We start from the raw sequence: 17,858 nt of genomic DNA, 5'->3' as shown, positions 1-17,858 counted from the left end.
GTGTCTGTGGGGTTATATGTCTGTAGGGAATTCTAAGTGAGTAGACGCAGACTTAGTCACTTTTTTGGTGTCACGAGAGTCCTCGTTATAGGCGACATAAGCTTCGTTATCGGCTTTGAAGCTATCAGGATCTGCCATAACCCACATTTGGTTATAGATGTCTGAACGGGCATCCATCGTCAACAATGCGCCTTCATCTATAAAGTAAAAACATCTTGATAGCAGTTTGATTGAGCCATCACTCATACGCCTTGCCACGTGATAAGGGTGCAAGTCGTAAGGATGAGACAGACCCACTGCGCCTACGAAGTTTGCCAAAGATTTTAGCGTATTTTTATGGAAGCTTGCCACACGTTCCGATTTACTTGGAACATCCAGTGCTTTTTCACGATAAGGGTCTTGCGTTGCCACACCGGTAGGACAAGTGTTGGTATGACAAGAGCGAGATTGGATACAGCCCACAGCAAACATGAAGCCACGCGCTGAGTTACACCAGTCAGCGCCAAGTGCTAACATTTTAGCGATATCAAAAGCTGAGACAATTTTGCCACTGACACCGATTTTTACTTTATCACGAATGCCTGCGCCCACTAGAGTGTTATGCACAAATAAGAAGCCATCAATGAGCGGCATTCCAAAGCTGTCCATAAATTCTACAGGGGCAGCACCGGTACCACCTTCAGCACCATCGACAACGATGAAGTCTGGATAGTTATCCTCTTCAATCATGGCTTTTACGATGGCCATAAATTGCCAAGGCTGACCGATACACAGCTTAATGCCCACCGGCTTGCCCCCTGATAATTCACGAAGCTGTTGCCAGAAGTGCACCAACTCACGAGGGGTATCAAATGCCGAGTGAGTAGAAGGTGAAATGCAGTCTTCCGCCATTGGAATACGGCGGGTTAGGGCGATTTCTTTGGTGATTTTTTCAGCAGGCAACACCCCACCTTTACCAGGCTTCGCCCCTTGAGACAGTTTGATTTCGATCATTTTTACCTGATCGTCATTGGCATTTTGGGCAAATAATTCAGGGTCAAAGTTACCGTGCTCATCACGGCAGCCAAAGTAGCCCGTACCTAACTGCCAAATGAGATCACCACCATATTTACGGTGGTAGGGACTAATCGCCCCTTCACCGGTGTCATGAGCGAAGCCACCCATTTTGGCGCCTTGGTTAAGGGCCATAATCGCTCGACCTGATAAGCTACCAAAGCTCATGGCTGAGATGTTAAACACAGACATAGAGTAGGGCTGCTGACAGCGCTCATTACCCACAATAATGCGGAAGTCATCCACATCTAACGGATGGCTGGTTTGTGATTGCAAAAACCACTCTTTATCTTTGGCATATAAGTCATCTAGGGTACCAAAAGCATTGGTATCACTGACATTTTTTGCCCGTTGATAGACCAAAGCGCGTTGCTGGCGTGAGAAAGGCACTTCTTCTTTATCATTTTCGATAAAGTACTGGCGGATTTCTGGGCGATAACTTTCTAAAAAATAACGAATGTGACCGGCAATAGGATAGTTATAAAGCACAGAATGCTTAGATTGCAATAAGTCATAAATACCTACCGCCACCAAGGCGCCTGAAATTAAGGCCAACCACCAGGTTTGTAGTAACAGGGCAATCAAGGTCAGGAGCACCATAGCAAAAAATAGACCATAGCGTTTCACCACACCCACTTGGTATTGACGTTCATTACGATCGGTACTTTCTGCTTTAGCAGGAATAGCAGTTCGTGATTTTGACATGAAAAATCCTTTGTCACTTTTGTTAAGTGCAACTATTTGTTAAATGAAAAGATTTATTAAATACAACCAGTTCTTGAATACAACTAATTCTTAAAGACAACCAATAATCTGTTTTTTGATAACGAGCATTTTTAACTTTGTATCAGCTTGTCGAACTTAAAATGTAAAAATAGCAATTGGAGCAAACAGACGTTATCTGCATGCCTAAATTTTATTTAATTATTATAAAAAGGAAGAGGATTGCTCAGTTGTTTACAGTTAGTTATAAGTTATAGAGATAGACAAGCCATCAACTGCGGTTATAGCCAGCCAGTAAGTCACCTTAAATGAATCCAGAAAGTCATCTGACTTTTTGGGCGAAACCCCTTATTGCCTATAAAAACAAAAACGGTTGCCAAAGGGTATTGGTAACCGCTAACAGTCTGGGGTTAAAGATGAATATAAATTAGTTAAAAAATGCTGAATATTTCTCTCTATTATAGCCAATATTTAACTTTTAACCTAATATTTGGCCGTTATTATTGGTAAGTTATAACAGATTTATAACACATAGACAGTAGCGGTACAGAGTGCAGTTTTAATCTGAACTTTAGCTACTTAATTTAATGATATGTGACCTCTAACTCTCAGCAATACTTAAGAGTTGGTATCAGAATGTTGCTATTTTGCGATAGATTTCGATTTTTTCTGTTATTTAGCGGACGAGTGGTTATAATAAGCGCAGTTTGAAGGCAGCCTCTTAATTTAGAAAGCGGGTCTTCATACCCTATAAAAATATATCTTTACTTTATTAATGAACCTTGAGGAGCTTAACATGGCTATCGAACGTACTTTATCTATCATCAAGCCTGACGCAGTAGGCGGCAACCACATTGGCGCTATCTACAGCCGTTTTGAAGAAGCAGGTCTGAAAATTGTTGGTGCTAAGATGCTTCATCTTAATGATGAAAAAGCAGGTGGATTCTACGCTGAGCATAAAGAGCGTCCTTTCTACAATGACTTAGTCTCATTCATGACTTCAGGTCCTGTAGTGGTATCAGTACTAGAAGGCGAAAACGCTATTGCTAAGCACCGTGAAATCATGGGCGCTACTAACCCAGCTGAAGCTGAAGAAGGTACTATCCGTAAAGACTTCGCTTCAAGCATTGATGAAAACGCAGTACACGGTTCAGACTCAGCTGAATCAGCAAAACGTGAAATCGCTTATTTCTTTAACGAAGACGAAGTATTAGACCGTACTCGTTAATTTAAGCTTTTAGAGTTTAAGTTTTAGCCAGTTTTAGATAAATAAAAACCAGGGCTATAAACTAAACGGCTAGGCCTGAGGCTTAGCCGTTTTTCATTATAAATTCACAGCCAAGCTTTTAAAGGCTTGTTAAGATGCTGACACTGACAAAACTCATTTGAGTTGAAAATATCAGTTATAATAGCCACATACTATTAAGCAGTTTTTTTATAGATAACTATTTTATATTTATACATCAAACTGCTTAGCTTTATATGCCTTTAGCTTCAATAATTAAAAAAGCTATCTTTACGCTCTACTGTGATCGTATCTATCAAACCCACATATCCTATTAGGGTAGTTAGTCCTCATGACCAAAATTCCAATGCAGCCTGCTGACAGCATGCCAGCCACATTCAATCCCAACCAAGAAACTCAGACTAAAACCAATATCCTTGGTATGAGTCAGGAGCAGTTAGGGGAGTACTTCAAGCAGATAGGGGAGAAGCCGTTTCGAGCCACTCAGGTGATGAAATGGATCTATCAGCATGGGGTAACCGACTTTGAACAAATGACCAACTTATCTAAGGGTCTACGTGAGAAGTTGAGTGAGCAGGCTTGTGTTGAGGCGCCAGAAGTGGTGCACAAAGAGTTTAGTGAAGATGGGACTCGCAAGTGGGTATTTAAAGTTGCCGGCGGCTCTTTGGTAGAAACAGTATTAATTCCTGCTGACGACAGTAAGGTTAATGGCCGTAAAACTTTATGTATCTCGTCTCAAGTGGGCTGCGCTTTGGACTGTAGTTTCTGTAGTACCGGTAAGCAAGGCTTTGAGCGAGATTTAACCCCTGCTGAAATTATCGGGCAACTATGGGTGGCCAATGCCTCGTATATGGAGGGCGTGGACAGCTCGGAGTGGCAAAATAATGTCACAAACGTAGTGATGATGGGGATGGGTGAACCATTACTAAACTATAAGCCAGTAGTGTCTGCGATGAGCCTTATGCTGTCTGACCATGCTTATGGACTGTCTAAACGTCGAGTGACTCTATCTACCTCTGGCGTTGTGCCAAGAATGTATGACTTGTATAAAGACATAGATGTGGCCTTAGCCATTTCATTACATGCGCCCAATGATGAGCTGCGTAATGAGTTGGTGCCTATTAATAAAAAATATCCGTTGAGTGAACTGATTGCTGCAGCCAAAGCTTATGTTCATGACAATAACCCTCGTCATAAAAAGCACGTTACCATTGAGTATGTGATGCTGGCAGGGGTCAATGACAGTGACGAGCATGCTCATCAGTTGGTAGCATTGCTCGAAGGGTTGCCTAGCAAGATTAATTTAATTCCGTTTAACCCGTTTCCGCATGCGCCTTATGATCGCTCGAGTAATAACCGTATCCATGCCTTTAGCAATATTCTAAATAATGCCGGCTTTGTTTGTACCATTCGTCAAACCCGTGGCGATGATATCGATGCTGCTTGTGGTCAGTTAGTAGGACAGGTAGCAGATAGAACCCGCCGCTCTGCTAAGTGGCAACAAAGTATTAAGTCTCGTCAGGCTGAGCAAGAATCAAATTAGAATTGCTATTGTTGCTAGCAATAGAGGATAGCTTAGGACAAAAAATTTAGAGGTTTTAGGTGCACAAACTGGGTTAGGCCGTTACAATACCCTGCAGGTGGTGCTATATTTAGCCAAACAAAATCTATTTAGGGATAAAAATGACAAGCATTGCTCAGAACTATTTGACTACTGAGCGTATAAGTTGGCTGACATTATCCCGAAGTTTTGGCTTGGCTAGTACTTACAAGCGTCTTGCTATAGTGATGGCGACCACAGGATTTATGCTAGGTTGTCAGTCGGTGACCTATCCAGATGCGCAGCATGCGGCCAGTCCCTTATATTCTAGTGGACAAGCCAATGAGATTGCCTATATTAGAACTCAAATGGCGGCTCAATATTTACAGCATAATCAGTTAGATAATGCCAAGCGCCAGCTAGAAAGAGCGTTAGCGGCCAATGAAACTTATGCCCCTGCTTATGATATGATGGGAATTTTGCTGCAAACGGAAGGCAGCCCCTTAAATATCACTAAGGCGGAAAGCTACTTTCAAAAAGCTTTAATATTGCAGCCACAGTTGATGAAAGCGCGCAATAATTACGGGGTTTATCTGGCGCAGTTGGGCCGATATGAGGAAGCCCTGATTCAATTTGAAATAGCTGGAGCCGCTTTAGGCTATGAAGGCCGGATAAAAGCCTTAGAAAACTTAGGCGTTACCGCTTTGAAGGTGGATAATTATGAGCTTGCTACTGACACTTTTGTTAGAATCTTAGAGCGAGATCGTAATAATTTCTTGGCGCACTTAGAGCTAGTAGATTTATTGATTTTGAGCAATCAATGGCAACAAGCTAAAATTCTATATGCTGAGATGTTGGCTCTAGTAGCAGAGCAGGACATAATCCATCCTAGAATACAGCAACAAGGGGCTAAGTTGAGTCTTTAGCTTGACCTAAATATAATATAATTAAGCATAAATTAAGTTATTCATGCATAGACATAATTCGCGACAGCTTTAGCTGACTTACCGCATAGTGAAGAAGCCAAAAAGCTAAAAATTTGGATTCGTAACCCAGAGGCATCATGGAAATCGATAGAAAAGACCCGTTGACCCCCACCTTAGATACATCAAATCAGAATCTCGGCTCGTTTGGTAATCGACTCAAACAAGCCCGTATCAGTAAAAATCTAACTTTAGACGATGTGGCGGCTGAGTTGTTTATCCTACGTCGCCATCTTGAGGCCATTGAAGCAGAGGATTTTAGGTCTTTGCCACAAGCGGCTTTTGCCCGAGGTTTCGTGATTAACTATGCTAAGTATGTTGGGCTAGATCCAGATGAGATTTCAGAGAGCTTTAACCGTAATTATCCTGACGAGTTAAAAAAGAAAAGTGTCGATGATATCGAATCTCCATTAAAGCCCATGGGTACTTTGCAGCGAGAAGGTCGTCGCTCTATTCGTATTAATCCGCTTTTGGTACTGGGCTTAATTGGTCTAATTATTTTGGCGGTGTTTTTAATTCGTACTATCTCAAATGCTAAGGATGCCTCACAGGTTGAAACACAAGACACTGCTGTGGTAGATGATTTATCTGACAGTGAGCAGTCAGCGGGGGCTGCAGTGACCACTACTGTGGTAAGTGGCGGTGATGATTTACAGAGCTCAGGCTCGGCCTTGAATCTTGATGCTGCCAACGCCCAAGAGGCTACTTTAGACTTTCGCGTTACAGACACCACGCCGTTAACGGTGGTTGATGCCACAGGTAAAACCTTATTGACAGGCGAGCAGGCTGCTGGCAACTATAAGCTATCTGGTAAAGCGCCATTTAACGTGCAAATTGGCAATGTGTCTAATGTGACTTTGAATCTTAATGGGGAGTCGATTAAGCTAAATGAGTTTGCCCAGAATAACCAGGCCAACTTTAGCTTAGCCCCTTAATAGCTAATTGATTTCGTTTTCTACTTTATCCATTCAAAATTATGGGCTTAGTTATGCTTATTTTAATGAGTTAACAAGTTAGCTAAGCCTTACATGATTAGATAATCATTCTATAAATTTTCAGTCAACTGAGAAGTCTTATGTCTACTCCCTCTCCAATTAAACGTCGTCAAACCAAAAAAATCTATGTCGGTGATGTGGCAGTCGGTGGTGATGCTCCAATCAGTGTCCAAAGTATGACCAACACTGATACCTGTGATGTGGAGGCTACGGTCGCTCAGATACAACGCTGTGTGGAAGCTGGCGCTGATATGATGCGTATTTCAACGCCTACCATGGATACGGTTGCCGCTTTTGCAGAAATCAAAAAACGAGTCAATATTCCGTTAATTGCAGATGTCCATTTTGATTATAAGATTGCCTTAGCGGTTGCGGCTGCAGGGGCAGACTGTCTACGCATTAACCCCGGTAACATTGGTAACGATGCCAAGGTTCGAGAAGTGGTTGCCTGTGCCCGTGATTACGATATTCCTATTCGAATTGGGGTTAACGCAGGTTCTTTAGAAAAAGAGATTCAGCGCAAATATACAGAGCCAACCGGCGAGGCCATGGTGGAATCTGCCATGCGCCATATCGATATTTTAGACCGCTTGAATTTTGATCAATACAAAGTATCAGTAAAAGCCAGTAATGTGTTTTTAACTTTAGATGCTTACCGCCTGCTGTCGCAGCAAATCGATAATCCGCTACACTTAGGAGTAACCGAAGCCGGGGTTTATCGTACCGGTACCGTTAAGTCTGCCATTGCTTTAGGCGGTTTATTATTAGACGGCATTGGCGATACCATTCGTATCTCATTAGCCGCTGAGCCTGAAGATGAGATTAAAATTGGCTTTGATATCTTAAAGTCACTGGGTATTCGTGCCAATGGCATTAACTTTATTGCCTGTCCGAGTTGCTCTCGCCAAGAGTTTGATGTGATTCGAGTGATGAATGAGCTAGAAGCGCGTTTGGAAGATGTGCGAGTTCCGATGGATGTTTCGGTAATTGGATGTAAGGTGAATGGCCCAGGTGAGGCCAAAGAAGCCGACATTGGTGTGGTAGGGGCGTCTCCTAATTCATTGGTGTATTTACAAGGTGAGAAGAGCCACTTAATCGACACCAATACTGTGGTAGATAATATCGAAAAAATGGTCAGGGAGCGTGTGGCTCAAGCAGAGCAACAAGCGGCCAATGAGATTTTACGTGTGGATGGCAGCAAGTAGGTTGTTAACGTAGCAACTGTCTTAGTTCTCCAACTTCTTATAGATTAAGCTGAATAAAAAGTATTTAGGCAAATAGTATGATTAAGTCAATTAAAGGTTTTAATGACATTTTGCACGTGGCTACTTCTAGCAGCCAACCTAGCAGTGAATGGCGCTATTTAGAGAGCCTGTTAAAGAATGTTCTGGATCAATTTGGCTATGATGAAATTCGTCTGCCTATTGTCGAAGAAACTCAGCTATTTGCCCGTGCCATCGGTGATGCAACAGATATCGTCGAAAAAGAGATGTTTAGCTTCACTGATAAGTCTGACCCACCGACACCCATTACCCTTCGTCCTGAAGGCACAGCAGGGGCAGTGCGAGCAGTTATTGAGCATAATTTACTGCGTGGTGATAGCCCTAAGCTTTGGTATATAGGACCTATGTTCCGTTATGAGCAGCCGCAAAAAGGCCGCTATCGCCAGTTCCATCAGCTAGGCGTAGAGGCTTTTGGTAGTGAGCTTGCTGATGTGGAGGCTGAACTGATTGCGATGACGCACACAATGTGGCAGCGTCTTGGCATTGACCATGAGCTAACTTTAGAAATTAATAGCTTAGGTGAGCTGGATGAGCGTTTGGCTTATCGTACGGCTCTAGTTGAGTTTTTAAATAATAAAAAAGACTTACTAGATGAAGACAGTCAGCGCCGTCTAACTACCAATCCCCTGCGTATCTTAGACAGTAAAGATAAAGAGACTCAAGCAATTTTAGAAAATGCCCCTAAGCTGGCCGACTACTTGGGTGAAGACAGTAAAGCGCATTTTGAGCAATTAAAAACCTACTTAACAGCGCTCGGTATCGATTACGTGGTCAACCCTAAACTGGTACGTGGCTTGGATTACTATAACAAAACGGTCTTCGAGTGGGTGACCGATAAGTTGGGTTCACAAGCTACGGTTTGTGCCGGTGGTCGTTATGATGGTTTAATTGGCCAGTTAAAATCTATTGGTAAGTCGGCAGATAAAGCCAAAGCGGTCAAGTCAGATCCAGCGGTAGGCTTTGCCATGGGTCTTGAAAGACTGTTGCTATTGGTGCAAGCGGTTAATCCAATGCCTGAGTTTGCATCTTGCGATGTGTTTGTGGTGGTTCATCCTGACTTATACGCTGAAGGATTGCTATACGCCCAGTCCTTGCGCGAAGCCCGTCAGGACTTACGTATCAAAATGTCTAGTGCCAACAGCATGAAGGCACAAATGAAGAAAGCCGATAAGTCAGGGGCTAAAATAACGGTTATCTTAGCGCAAGACGAAATAGAAAACGGCAGCATCAGTATTAAGACCATGGAAACTGGGGAGCAAGTAAGCCAAGATAAGTTATGGCTACACAGTTCTGAAAACTTTAGTTTATAATTCGAAACTTATCTTAGATTAAGCAATTGGCAATACATTTTTGTTGCATATTCGGTAATTAACTTTTTAGGTAGATTTATGGCCAAGATTCCCTCTTCTAATTCACCACAAATGAATAATCCCAATGGTGAACCCCAGTCAATGGAGAAGCTCAAGCAGGCTTCTGGCTATATCATTGGTGCTATATTACTGGCGCTAATAGGCTATTTTGGTTGGAACTACCTGCAAAACTCAGGTATGAAAGCTGACACGGTAGCCGCAGATAAATATGCGGCCATTGAAGCGGCCAATGATGAGCTATTGGGTCAACCAGAGGGCAATGCTGAAGCCAGCAAAAAGCTAAATTCTGATATCGATGCTTTAGTAGCAGAACATGGTAATACCGTTTATGCGTGGCAAGCGCTTATGATTAAGTCGCGTAATGCGGTGGATGCCAATGATATGAAGACCGCTTTAGCGGCTTTGAAAAAGGCGTTAGAGATTGATTTAAAGGACGCAGGTCTGCATTCTATTACCCAGCTTCGTTATGCCACAGTCCTATTGGCCAGTGGTGATGTAGACGCTGCGTTAACTCAAGCTTCTATTGATGTACCTGTTGCTTTTGAAGCCAGTCAGCAAGAGCTGTTAGGTGATATTTATTTGGCCAAAAAAGACAACGAGAAAGCGGTACGTGCTTATGAAAATGCATGGAGCTTATTGTCTAAGCGTCATGAAGAACGTCCTTTCTTGCGCTTGAAGCTTGAAAACTTAGGAATAAGTCCTAAGCCTATTGAACCTGCTGAGCAAGTTGTGGACGTTGAAGCTATGCAGCAAGCGCAATTAGCAGGAACCAATGAGATTAATCCTGAGCTAGAAGCGGCTATTGCTGAAATGGAAGCCGCTGCTTCTGAAGATGCAGCGCAATAAGGTGACAAGCTGCTATTTAGGTAGCAACTACTTTATGATTGCGACCTACGAGCCAAGCTGAGTTACAATAAGTAATTACAATAAATAGCCTTTTGACTTTTTGTTTATAACCGAATTTGTTATAACATACACAACCATAAGATTAGTTCCAAGAAGGCTCCCAAGCTTTTTTTGGCACTATGATTTTTAACCTGATTGAGCTGATTCAACTATGTATAACAATAAACCGCTATCTACACCAGCAAGCCTTATCGCTAAAGCCTCAAAGATTACTGTTCTGTGTGCTTCCATTGCCTTGGTTGCTGCTTGTGGAAAGACCATTAAACCTGAAGAGCATAAGCCGACTAAATTAGTTCAGCTTGAACAAGCTATCAATGTGGTTGAACCAGTATTTCAGACCTCAATTAGTGACCGCTCGAAGCTGGCGGATGTTAACCGTTTTGAAGTGGGCTTTGATGGCAAACAACTGGTTGTGGCTTCAGGGGCAGGTAAAGTCCAAAGTTATGGCCTAAATGGTCAAACTCTATGGAGCGTTGACTTAAAAGAGGACATCGTAGGGGCGGTTGCTTTTGACAGCACCAGTCAGACTGCTGTGGTCACCACTAAGTCTGCCCGAGTGGTTGCACTTGATACTAATAACGGTCAAGTTAAATGGGAAAATAAGCTAAGTGGTACGGTCCTGGCGCCTGCCTTAATCCATAATAACCGTGTAATACTGTCTGCCAATGATGGGATTATGCATGGGTTGTCATTGCAGTCGGGTCAGTCTATTTGGCAGTTTGCAACTCAAACCCCAAGTATTAGTGTCCGTGGTAGCGCTAAGCCCACTTTATTAGACAATCAAACTGCGCTCATGGGCGGCGCCGATGGTCGTCTGCATGCAGTTGAAATCGAGTCGGGTATTCCTAAATGGAACCGCCGCGTGGGTATCCCTTCTGGTGCCAGTGAAATTCAGCGTATGACAGATGTTGATGGTACCCCTACTGTGGATCGAGGTCAGCTATTGGCCGTTAGTTATAGTGGTCAATTGATGTCTGCAGATTTGGCCAGTGGTCAGATTACTTTCTTACAAGAAGCGGCCAGTAAAAACAGTTTGGCGGTTACCGATACGGCAGTAATTACCACCACACTAGACGGTATAGTGAAAGCTTTTGATCGTCGAACCGGCGAGCCATTATGGGAAAACGAAGCTCTGGCTTATCGTGAGTTAAGTAACCCTGAGCTTATTGGCAATTACATTGCTATCGGTGATTTAGAGGGCGTAGTCCACTTCTTATCACCACAAGATGGTCGTATTGTCAGCCGTACCCAAACCAAAGGGCCTATTGTCAAACTGACCTCTCAAGGTGGCTACTTACTGACTCAGACCAAATCAGGTCAAGTGAGTGTGTGGCGTTTAGCGCGTTAATTGCTTTAGATTACTTGCTCTAGATTATAGTGGCTAGATAATACAAGACTAGACCAAAAAAACCGCATTAGAAAAGACTAAATTATAAAAAAAGAAGCCTAAGTTATTGGGCTTCTTTTTTTTGTAAGTATTAAAGGATATTAGGGCGTGTTGAACATTCATAATTTGAGCCAGATATAAGCACAAGCAAGAGCGACCGTATTCTCATAACTCTGCTTGAGTTTATCAAATCTGGTGGCAACCGCCCTATACTGTTTTAGCTTAGCGAAAGCGTTTTCTACTAGATGCCTGGCTTTATACAAGTCCCAGTCCATATGGTGGTTAGAAGACTTAGTGTTTCGTTTTCGAGGGATGTTATCATGCGTCCCTGCTTGTTCAATATGCGCTCGTAGTGCATCAGAATCATAGCCTTTATCGGCACATAAAACCTCTGTATCACTCAAGTCAACCTTGTCTATTAAATCAGGTGCGACTTTAACATCGTGGGTTGTGCCATCTGACAAGATAAAGGTAATCGGATTGCCATGCGCATCAACTGCCAAGTGAATCTTGGTCGAACGTCCTGCCACACTTTTACTAATGGATTGTAGATTCTCGTTGCCTCCATTGCTGTGCTGATGCGCCTTGATATGAGTACCATCAATGAAGACCCACTCAAGGTCTGCGTCTTTGATCAGTAACGTAAATAATGCAATCAGCTTATTACTGCGAAACCAACGCTGGTAAGCTTTATAGATTGTATTAGGCTTGCCAAAGCACGTTGGTAAGTCGCGCCAAGGACAGCCAACACGCATGCGATAAAGCACGCCTTCAACCGTTTGTCTAAGATTTCCTTTGTCATAGATATTAAGTTCTAGTAATATGGGTCTTAGTCTTGTCCAGTGTTCATCTTTGAGCATAGTGCGAGGCATAGCGAACGATATCTTTTTTGTGTGAGAACTTAAAGATTAACCGTTCGCTATTTTTTTTGCCATCAATTTATACCCAATGTTCAACACGCCCTAATAACCAGAAATTATTTTGCGCTCTCTGATCTATCGCGAACCAACACCACAGGTTCACCTTGATTAAAATATAAGTTGGTATCGATGTCCTTAAGCTCAAGTGGCACATAAGGCCACTGCGATAGGCGGTAGCGACGTCGACGCAGCTCGTCTTTGTCTAAGTGGGGATCTAAGTTGGTAACGTGGCTTTGAGTCAAAAACTCAGCATCATAGAAAGGCCGATGGGTGAGCCATTCAATATAATGTGCTGGGCGTAACTCAGGCATCTGTAAAGCCTCAAAGTCGCTATGACTGTCAATATGGTACCAACTATGGATGGGAAAAGTATCGTTTAGCCAGTCAGGGCTAGGCTCATTACAGGTGCTGTCCTTGAAGAACCTCCCTTTCATTACCATATAGCGTTTATCAATTTTTATCTTATTATAAAAATCCAAATCGATCCAGATACTTCGAAAGGGTTTGGTTTGCATATGTATTAATTTGCGTTGCAGGGTGTCACGAGCGTTAATACCCACCCAATTCTCGAATCTATCATAGGGCGCTGAGCCTAGATAAAACTTTATGGCCAATTCCCAATGTTCAATCTCATTGGTTTCATGATTTTTTAGAATAAAGTCTAATTCGCCAGTGGTTTGCATGCCACTGTATAGCTGTACGTTGTGAGCCACCACTTTATAAGGGTGTACTTCTAATCGAAAGCCATCTTCCAACCAAAAATGAATCAGCCCTTCAAAATGAAAGCCCAAACGATAAGGACTGGAGCGTGACATCAGATATCGAGTCAGGTCTTGATAAGCAGGGCTATTATCCAATTGTTCTAAACGCGAGGCATAATTTTGATATTGAGTAAGCCAAAACTGGGGCTCATGCACAAATATCTGCTGTAATATTAAGTTGGGATCAGCCGAGATCCATTGTTTCAAAGCATCAGGACAGGCAAGGGCGAAGGCCAAGTCTCGGACAAATGGACGTTTGTATTGTAGCCAAGGTTGTGACTTATCAAGGGGCATAAGGTATTCAAAAATATAGTTTGTGGATTGGTTATAGTAGGTCAACGAAGAGGTATAGCCTACAAGTATATCGGTTATAGTCTGTAAGTATAGCAACAGTAGAGGCCTTAAAGTCTGGAATGAAACTTAAAGACTGAGATTGCAACTTAAAACAAACTTAGCTTAACTTTAGTCTGACATCTAGCTGGCCTTCTGGCGGTATACTTACTGATTATAATCTCAAATCAATAGTTATAAGCTTAAATAATTATAAACTTAAGGCCAAACCCTTATAAGTAAATAAACCAAACTCAAAGAAGCAAAATTTAAAGAGCCGATGCCAAATAATTTAGATACTCCAACCGCGTTAGTTGTTGACACAGAGACTGACCAAGGCCGAGATCCTAGGCCGATTCAAGTGGCCACTATTGAGGTCTCCACAGGCCATGAGTGGATGTCCTATTTTAATAGTGGGCGTTCTATTTCACCTTTCGTAACTAAAATCCATGGCATCACCGACGCCGATGTGGCAGGACTTGAAGCTTTTGATTTGGCTAGACTTGAGCTAGGCGATTATCTCATCGGTCATAATGTGCGTTTTGATTGGGGGGTGATTGGTCGTCCCAAAGTTAAGCTGATATGTACTGTGCGACTGGCTAGAGCTGCTTTTCCTGAATGGCATCGATACTCTCAGTCCAAGTGTATCGAACAATTGGTTGGCAAAGAACAAGCGGCATATATGACGGCAGCAGCCCATGATGCACTTGGGGATGCCAGAATGTGCTACTTATTGTATAAAGCCTGTTGTGAGCGCTTAAACTTTGACCCCACCGATTTTGCCACTGCGCACAGAATTTCTAACAGTGCTAAGCCGGTCAAAAAAATGCCCTTTGGTAAATATAAAGGGCAGAGCATTGACGAGCTACCTATGGCCTATATTAAATGGATGTTAGCCAATATTCCTAATTTAACGCCCTCACTATACTCAGCATTACAACACCGTATAGCCAATGAATCAGAGCCATCAAAGTAATGGTTTATATGCGCAATGTGGTTCAGCCCAAACTGTTGCGGTAAATACAAGCTGGCAATCAAACGCCAGTTGCGCTCGGTAATGAGGGTTAAAGTGATGGGTGGGTTATTGTCATTAGGGGTAGGCCTACTCACTGTGATTCCCCTATAAATAGGATTATGAAACTCGATAGATTAAGGTATCGTTTTTAAACCAAAACGAACACAGCGACAAGGTTCGAGGCTGTTGACTATGTTATGATAACAACATTGTGTTTTCACAACCTAGTTATAACTTTCTAATAGTTCAAGGTGATATTTATTTATGACTCAAAAGTTACAAGCTGAGACCAACTCAGCAGTACAAACAGTTCGTACAACCATTACTAGTAAAGATGTTGAGCATGTGAGTGACGTGGTAGACAAGTCGACTATCAAGCAACCCTTGGTAGCCGTCTATTGTGGCTCACGTATGGGTAATAATCCAGTTTACGAAGCGGCAGCTAGAGAGTTGGGTGAGGCTTTAGCAAAAAATGACATGGGCCTGGTCTATGGTGGTGCCAGTATTGGGCTTATGGGAGCCGTGGCTGATGCCGTTATATCAGGTGGTGCCCATGCAGTAGGGGTAATTCCTACCTTTATGTTAGACCATGAGATTGCTCATGAAGGCTTAACCCGCTTGCACCTAACTGATACCATGCACACTCGTAAAGCGATTATGGCAGAGTATGCAGATGCTTTCATCACCTTACCTGGCGGCTTAGGTACTTTAGAAGAGATCATGGAGATTGCCACTTGGCGTCAACTTTATCAACACGAAAAACCCATGGTTATTCTGAATATTAATGGCTTCTATGATCCTTTGATTCAGCACTTAAAGCATACTGCAGCAGAAGGCTTTATGAAGCAAGAAGATATTGAAAGATTGGTGGTATGTGATGATATTGAATCGGCCGTAGCTTTGCTTGATAAGCTGGTCCATATCGATGATCCCGTGGCCACGCATAAAATTTAACTGAAGGCTGGATTAGTATTCTTTATAACCAAAAAGAGCTGTCTTGTTTAAAGGCAGCTCTTTTTTTATTCAATTAAACGGCCTGTTGTTGATCCAATGGGGTAACGACCCCTGACATGGGTGCCGGGAAAGCACGTTCAGTGGCAAGCTTCCGTGCCAGCTCATCCACATCCTGCTTGCTACTTTTGCTCAAGTAGATCCATTTATGATGCTGGCGAGTCGCATTTTGCTGCGCTGTTGATTCAATGAATTGTTGTGATTCAAGCAGGGCCACAATATCGTCAGAGGCCTCTAATGCTGAGGAGGCTTTTACATTCTCAGCACGAGCATAATTCAGCTCAGGATAAAGACTGACATCTGCAACTCGTAAGGTGTCATTGTCTCCAGGTATCTGCTGACCGCCATATAAAGCATTTTCTGTGGGGGTTGCAGTAGCAAAGTTGGGCACAAACTCACTGACCTCATCAATGGCTCTTTGACTGCGTTCATGCAATGTGGCTGGATTCCAGCCCTCTTCAATATAATCTAAATATTTTGGTTTAAGCTCGGGCTGGGCGTCGTCATTTTTGGTCGCCACCAAACCATCTTTGAATAAAGTGACAGCTTTATTCATACTGTGGATTTGATAATAGCCATCAGGGTAAGGGGTAAGCTGGACCATACCTTGAGGCGTTCCTCTTTTGCCATGGATAATAATCTCCGGCAACCTAATTGAAGGGTGGATCAAGTCTTGATTAGAAGCAGGAGATGCTTTTGGTGCGCGATTCCAATACGTGACATAGGAGGCCTTAAACTCCACCATACGCTGCACAGGAACCCCAATCATGTTATCAATAATGCCTGTTTTAAAGCCACAAGCATTAATTAAGTAGTCCACTGTAATAGTCTTAGTTTCAGCTTGCTCAGACGTCACCGATTGTTGGTAATTGATCACCCATTTTGGTCCTGTAGCGTTACTATTATCGGTATTATTTGCTTCATTGACATCAATAACTTGAGTATTAAGTAACAAGTGAGCGTTGGGATAAAAACCTAGGGCAATCTGAGCAGAGGCCGCCAGACGGAAAATATTCCACCCATATTCTTGCACGGCAACGATAGGAAATTTAAGTTTGTCTAAGTCTAGTTGTTTTGCTGCATTGACTACCCAGTGATCTAGATTTTGAGGAATTTGATCTTCAGGAAATAAAGAGGGGTCTGAATCATTGGCATCAAGTAATTCCTGTACCTGCTGTCTATCATAGAGGCGATAATAGTCCTCAGCTTCTCCCAATACCTTATTGGCAGGGTCAGCTGCAATCATGGCTTCATATTCACGGGTAAGTAACTGCAGACGAGGCAGTAAGTCTTCAGGATTACCCTCATCTCGCTTAGGAATGGCAATCACAGTGGGTCTAACATCGATACTGTGTGGATACATGCGTAACATGTCTATCGACTGTTTCAATAGCTCTACGCAGTCCTCGTCAGGTATTTCACGATATAAATTACCGCCCGCATGAAGGTGACACATAGGGGGACCATCGATTAAGCTGGCTTTAACTTCAAATAAATAAGTCTCAATACCTAAAGCCGCCAAACGAATGGCAATGGTTGACCCTGCAACACCGCCGCCTATAATACCTACTTTCAAACGTTCTCCTCTAGACAACGGTCTGGTTGCCAGTAAGTGGTTCAGATTTTGTTTAATGTTATTATCAGTTTTTTTATTCATTATATTAAAATCAATAGTTATACTTAATAGAGGGTTGTGTTAATTTGATACTCAATTACAGTAGCAAATTTTGCTAAAAATCACTGTTGTGTCAAGGTTGTAGCATCGTAAAGTTTACCCAGGATTTATACTGTAAATGGTGATGATGAGTGGATTATGCAAGCACTTTTAAGTTTAGGCTTGTAAAGACAGTTATAAAGTCTGTTGTAAAACCAAGCATAAAATAAAGTATAAAAATCAAAGTTATTTTTAAGAGAATATGATGAAAAAAAGCCCCATAAGAAGGTCCAACAAGTCAGTTAGTTTTCAGCAAAAACAGAAGCAACAGCTTATGCTAGGCGTGGGCTTTTATGCGGTTTTAGTATTAATTGCTGCTATGGGTAAACTTAGTTGGAGTATCGTGGGTTGGTATGCATTAATAGGAGCAGTCACCTATTTGGTTTATGCCAAGGATAAGCAAGCTGCTCAGAAGGGCACATGGCGTACGCCTGAGTCTACTTTACACTTGCTTAGTGTGCTTGGAGGCTGGGTGGGCGCCATGATGGCTCAAAACTATCTGCGTCATAAAACTAAAAAGCCAGAGTTTAGATTGGCGTATTACCTGACAGTTTTAGTGAATCTAGCGGCGCTACTGTATCTTATTTCTGGTGGCGACTTATGTAAGCATCCGACCATCCC

15 protein-coding genes are annotated in these 17,858 nt (G+C 42.6%); 11 read left to right on the top strand and 4 right to left on the bottom strand.

Annotated elements, in window-relative coordinates:
- Positions 1–12: 12 nt before the first annotated feature.
- Positions 13–1,758, bottom strand: a complete 1,746-nt coding sequence (locus B3S92_RS10040; protein ID WP_296205585.1) for an FMN-binding glutamate synthase family protein — start codon at positions 1,756–1,758, stop codon at positions 13–15.
- A gap of 814 nt (positions 1,759–2,572) precedes the next feature.
- Here B3S92_RS10040 and ndk point away from each other — a divergent pair.
- The 8 genes from ndk to bamB all read left to right on the top strand — a co-directional run bounded on the left by ndk (position 2,573) and on the right by bamB (position 11,447).
- The gene (gene ndk, locus B3S92_RS10035; protein ID WP_296205583.1) at positions 2,573–3,004 is read left to right on the top strand and encodes a nucleoside-diphosphate kinase; all 432 of its coding nucleotides are present in this window, start codon (positions 2,573–2,575) and stop codon (positions 3,002–3,004) included.
- 382 nt (positions 3,005–3,386) lie between these two features.
- Positions 3,387–4,565, top strand: coding sequence for a 23S rRNA (adenine(2503)-C(2))-methyltransferase RlmN (rlmN, locus tag B3S92_RS10030; RefSeq protein WP_296205697.1), 1,179 nt, complete (start codon positions 3,387–3,389; stop codon positions 4,563–4,565).
- A gap of 140 nt (positions 4,566–4,705) precedes the next feature.
- Positions 4,706–5,488: a tetratricopeptide repeat protein gene (locus B3S92_RS10025; RefSeq protein ID WP_296205581.1), complete on the top strand. Its 783-nt coding sequence runs from the start codon at positions 4,706–4,708 to the stop codon at positions 5,486–5,488.
- Positions 5,489–5,625: 137 nt separating this feature from the next.
- Positions 5,626–6,480: a helix-turn-helix domain-containing protein gene (locus B3S92_RS10020; RefSeq protein WP_296205578.1), complete on the top strand. Its 855-nt coding sequence runs from the start codon at positions 5,626–5,628 to the stop codon at positions 6,478–6,480.
- A gap of 140 nt (positions 6,481–6,620) precedes the next feature.
- Positions 6,621–7,745, top strand: a complete 1,125-nt coding sequence (gene ispG, locus B3S92_RS10015; protein ID WP_077451306.1) for a flavodoxin-dependent (E)-4-hydroxy-3-methylbut-2-enyl-diphosphate synthase — start codon at positions 6,621–6,623, stop codon at positions 7,743–7,745.
- A 77-nt stretch (positions 7,746–7,822) separates the two neighbouring features.
- On the top strand, positions 7,823–9,133 hold the full coding sequence (gene hisS / locus B3S92_RS10010) for a histidine--tRNA ligase (protein ID WP_296205574.1): 1,311 nt from the start codon (positions 7,823–7,825) through the stop codon (positions 9,131–9,133).
- 78 nt (positions 9,134–9,211) lie between these two features.
- Complete coding sequence (locus B3S92_RS10005) at positions 9,212–10,039, top strand: YfgM family protein (protein WP_296205571.1); 828 nt, start codon at positions 9,212–9,214, stop codon at positions 10,037–10,039.
- Positions 10,040–10,250: 211 nt separating this feature from the next.
- Complete coding sequence (gene bamB, locus B3S92_RS10000; protein WP_296205569.1) at positions 10,251–11,447, top strand: outer membrane protein assembly factor BamB; 1,197 nt, start codon at positions 10,251–10,253, stop codon at positions 11,445–11,447.
- 158 nt (positions 11,448–11,605) lie between these two features.
- Here the strand turns inward: bamB and B3S92_RS09995 are convergent, their stop codons facing one another.
- Together B3S92_RS09995 and B3S92_RS09990 are read right to left on the bottom strand one after the other, a co-directional pair.
- Positions 11,606–12,358 carry an IS5 family transposase gene (locus tag B3S92_RS09995; protein WP_296205567.1) on the bottom strand — a complete coding sequence of 251 codons (753 nt, stop codon included), beginning with the start codon at positions 12,356–12,358 and terminating at the stop codon, positions 11,606–11,608.
- Positions 12,359–12,462: 104 nt separating this feature from the next.
- Complete coding sequence (locus tag B3S92_RS09990; protein ID WP_296205565.1) at positions 12,463–13,461, bottom strand: DUF1853 family protein; 999 nt, start codon at positions 13,459–13,461, stop codon at positions 12,463–12,465.
- Positions 13,462–13,777: 316 nt separating this feature from the next.
- On the opposite strand from B3S92_RS09990, the gene B3S92_RS09985 reads away from it, so the two are divergent.
- Together B3S92_RS09985 and B3S92_RS09980 are read left to right on the top strand one after the other, a co-directional pair.
- Positions 13,778–14,473: a putative quorum-sensing-regulated virulence factor gene (locus B3S92_RS09985; RefSeq protein WP_296205562.1), complete on the top strand. Its 696-nt coding sequence runs from the start codon at positions 13,778–13,780 to the stop codon at positions 14,471–14,473.
- 303 nt (positions 14,474–14,776) lie between these two features.
- Entirely contained in the window at positions 14,777–15,466 is a 690-nt protein-coding gene (locus tag B3S92_RS09980; protein WP_296205561.1) for a TIGR00730 family Rossman fold protein, read from the top strand.
- A gap of 73 nt (positions 15,467–15,539) precedes the next feature.
- Here the strand turns inward: B3S92_RS09980 and B3S92_RS09975 are convergent, their stop codons facing one another.
- Entirely contained in the window at positions 15,540–17,180 is a 1,641-nt protein-coding gene (locus B3S92_RS09975; RefSeq protein ID WP_296205558.1) for an FAD-dependent oxidoreductase, read from the bottom strand.
- Between the two features lie 262 nt (positions 17,181–17,442).
- On the opposite strand from B3S92_RS09975, the gene B3S92_RS09970 reads away from it, so the two are divergent.
- Positions 17,443–17,858 (top strand): DUF1294 domain-containing protein (locus B3S92_RS09970; protein ID WP_296205556.1); only part of this gene is annotated, 416 nt, incomplete at its 3' end.

Origin of the sequence: Psychrobacter sp. UBA3962, from assembly GCF_002385225.1 — a bacterium.
GTDB lineage: Bacteria > Pseudomonadota > Gammaproteobacteria > Pseudomonadales > Moraxellaceae > Psychrobacter.
Note: the sequence above shows the minus strand (reverse complement) of the source record. Positions and strands in the feature narration are given on the sequence as shown.

Excerpts from the sequence above, each read along its gene's own strand:
- B3S92_RS10040 (WP_296205585.1), bottom strand. The coding sequence starts at position 1,758 with ATGTCAAAATCACGAACTGCTATTCCTGCTAAAGCAGAAAGTACCGAT.
- ndk (WP_296205583.1), top strand. The coding sequence starts at position 2,573 with ATGGCTATCGAACGTACTTTATCTATCATCAAGCCTGACGCAGTAGGC.
- rlmN (WP_296205697.1), top strand. The coding sequence starts at position 3,387 with ATGCCAGCCACATTCAATCCCAACCAAGAAACTCAGACTAAAACCAAT.
- B3S92_RS10025 (WP_296205581.1), top strand. The coding sequence starts at position 4,706 with ATGACAAGCATTGCTCAGAACTATTTGACTACTGAGCGTATAAGTTGG.
- B3S92_RS10020 (WP_296205578.1), top strand. The coding sequence starts at position 5,626 with ATGGAAATCGATAGAAAAGACCCGTTGACCCCCACCTTAGATACATCA.
- ispG (WP_077451306.1), top strand. The coding sequence starts at position 6,621 with ATGTCTACTCCCTCTCCAATTAAACGTCGTCAAACCAAAAAAATCTAT.
- hisS (WP_296205574.1), top strand. The coding sequence starts at position 7,823 with ATGATTAAGTCAATTAAAGGTTTTAATGACATTTTGCACGTGGCTACT.
- B3S92_RS10005 (WP_296205571.1), top strand. The coding sequence starts at position 9,212 with ATGGCCAAGATTCCCTCTTCTAATTCACCACAAATGAATAATCCCAAT.
- bamB (WP_296205569.1), top strand. The coding sequence starts at position 10,251 with ATGTATAACAATAAACCGCTATCTACACCAGCAAGCCTTATCGCTAAA.
- B3S92_RS09995 (WP_296205567.1), bottom strand. The coding sequence starts at position 12,358 with ATGCCTCGCACTATGCTCAAAGATGAACACTGGACAAGACTAAGACCC.
- B3S92_RS09990 (WP_296205565.1), bottom strand. The coding sequence starts at position 13,461 with ATGCCCCTTGATAAGTCACAACCTTGGCTACAATACAAACGTCCATTT.
- B3S92_RS09985 (WP_296205562.1), top strand. The coding sequence starts at position 13,778 with ATGCCAAATAATTTAGATACTCCAACCGCGTTAGTTGTTGACACAGAG.
- B3S92_RS09980 (WP_296205561.1), top strand. The coding sequence starts at position 14,777 with ATGACTCAAAAGTTACAAGCTGAGACCAACTCAGCAGTACAAACAGTT.
- B3S92_RS09975 (WP_296205558.1), bottom strand. The coding sequence starts at position 17,180 with ATGAATAAAAAAACTGATAATAACATTAAACAAAATCTGAACCACTTA.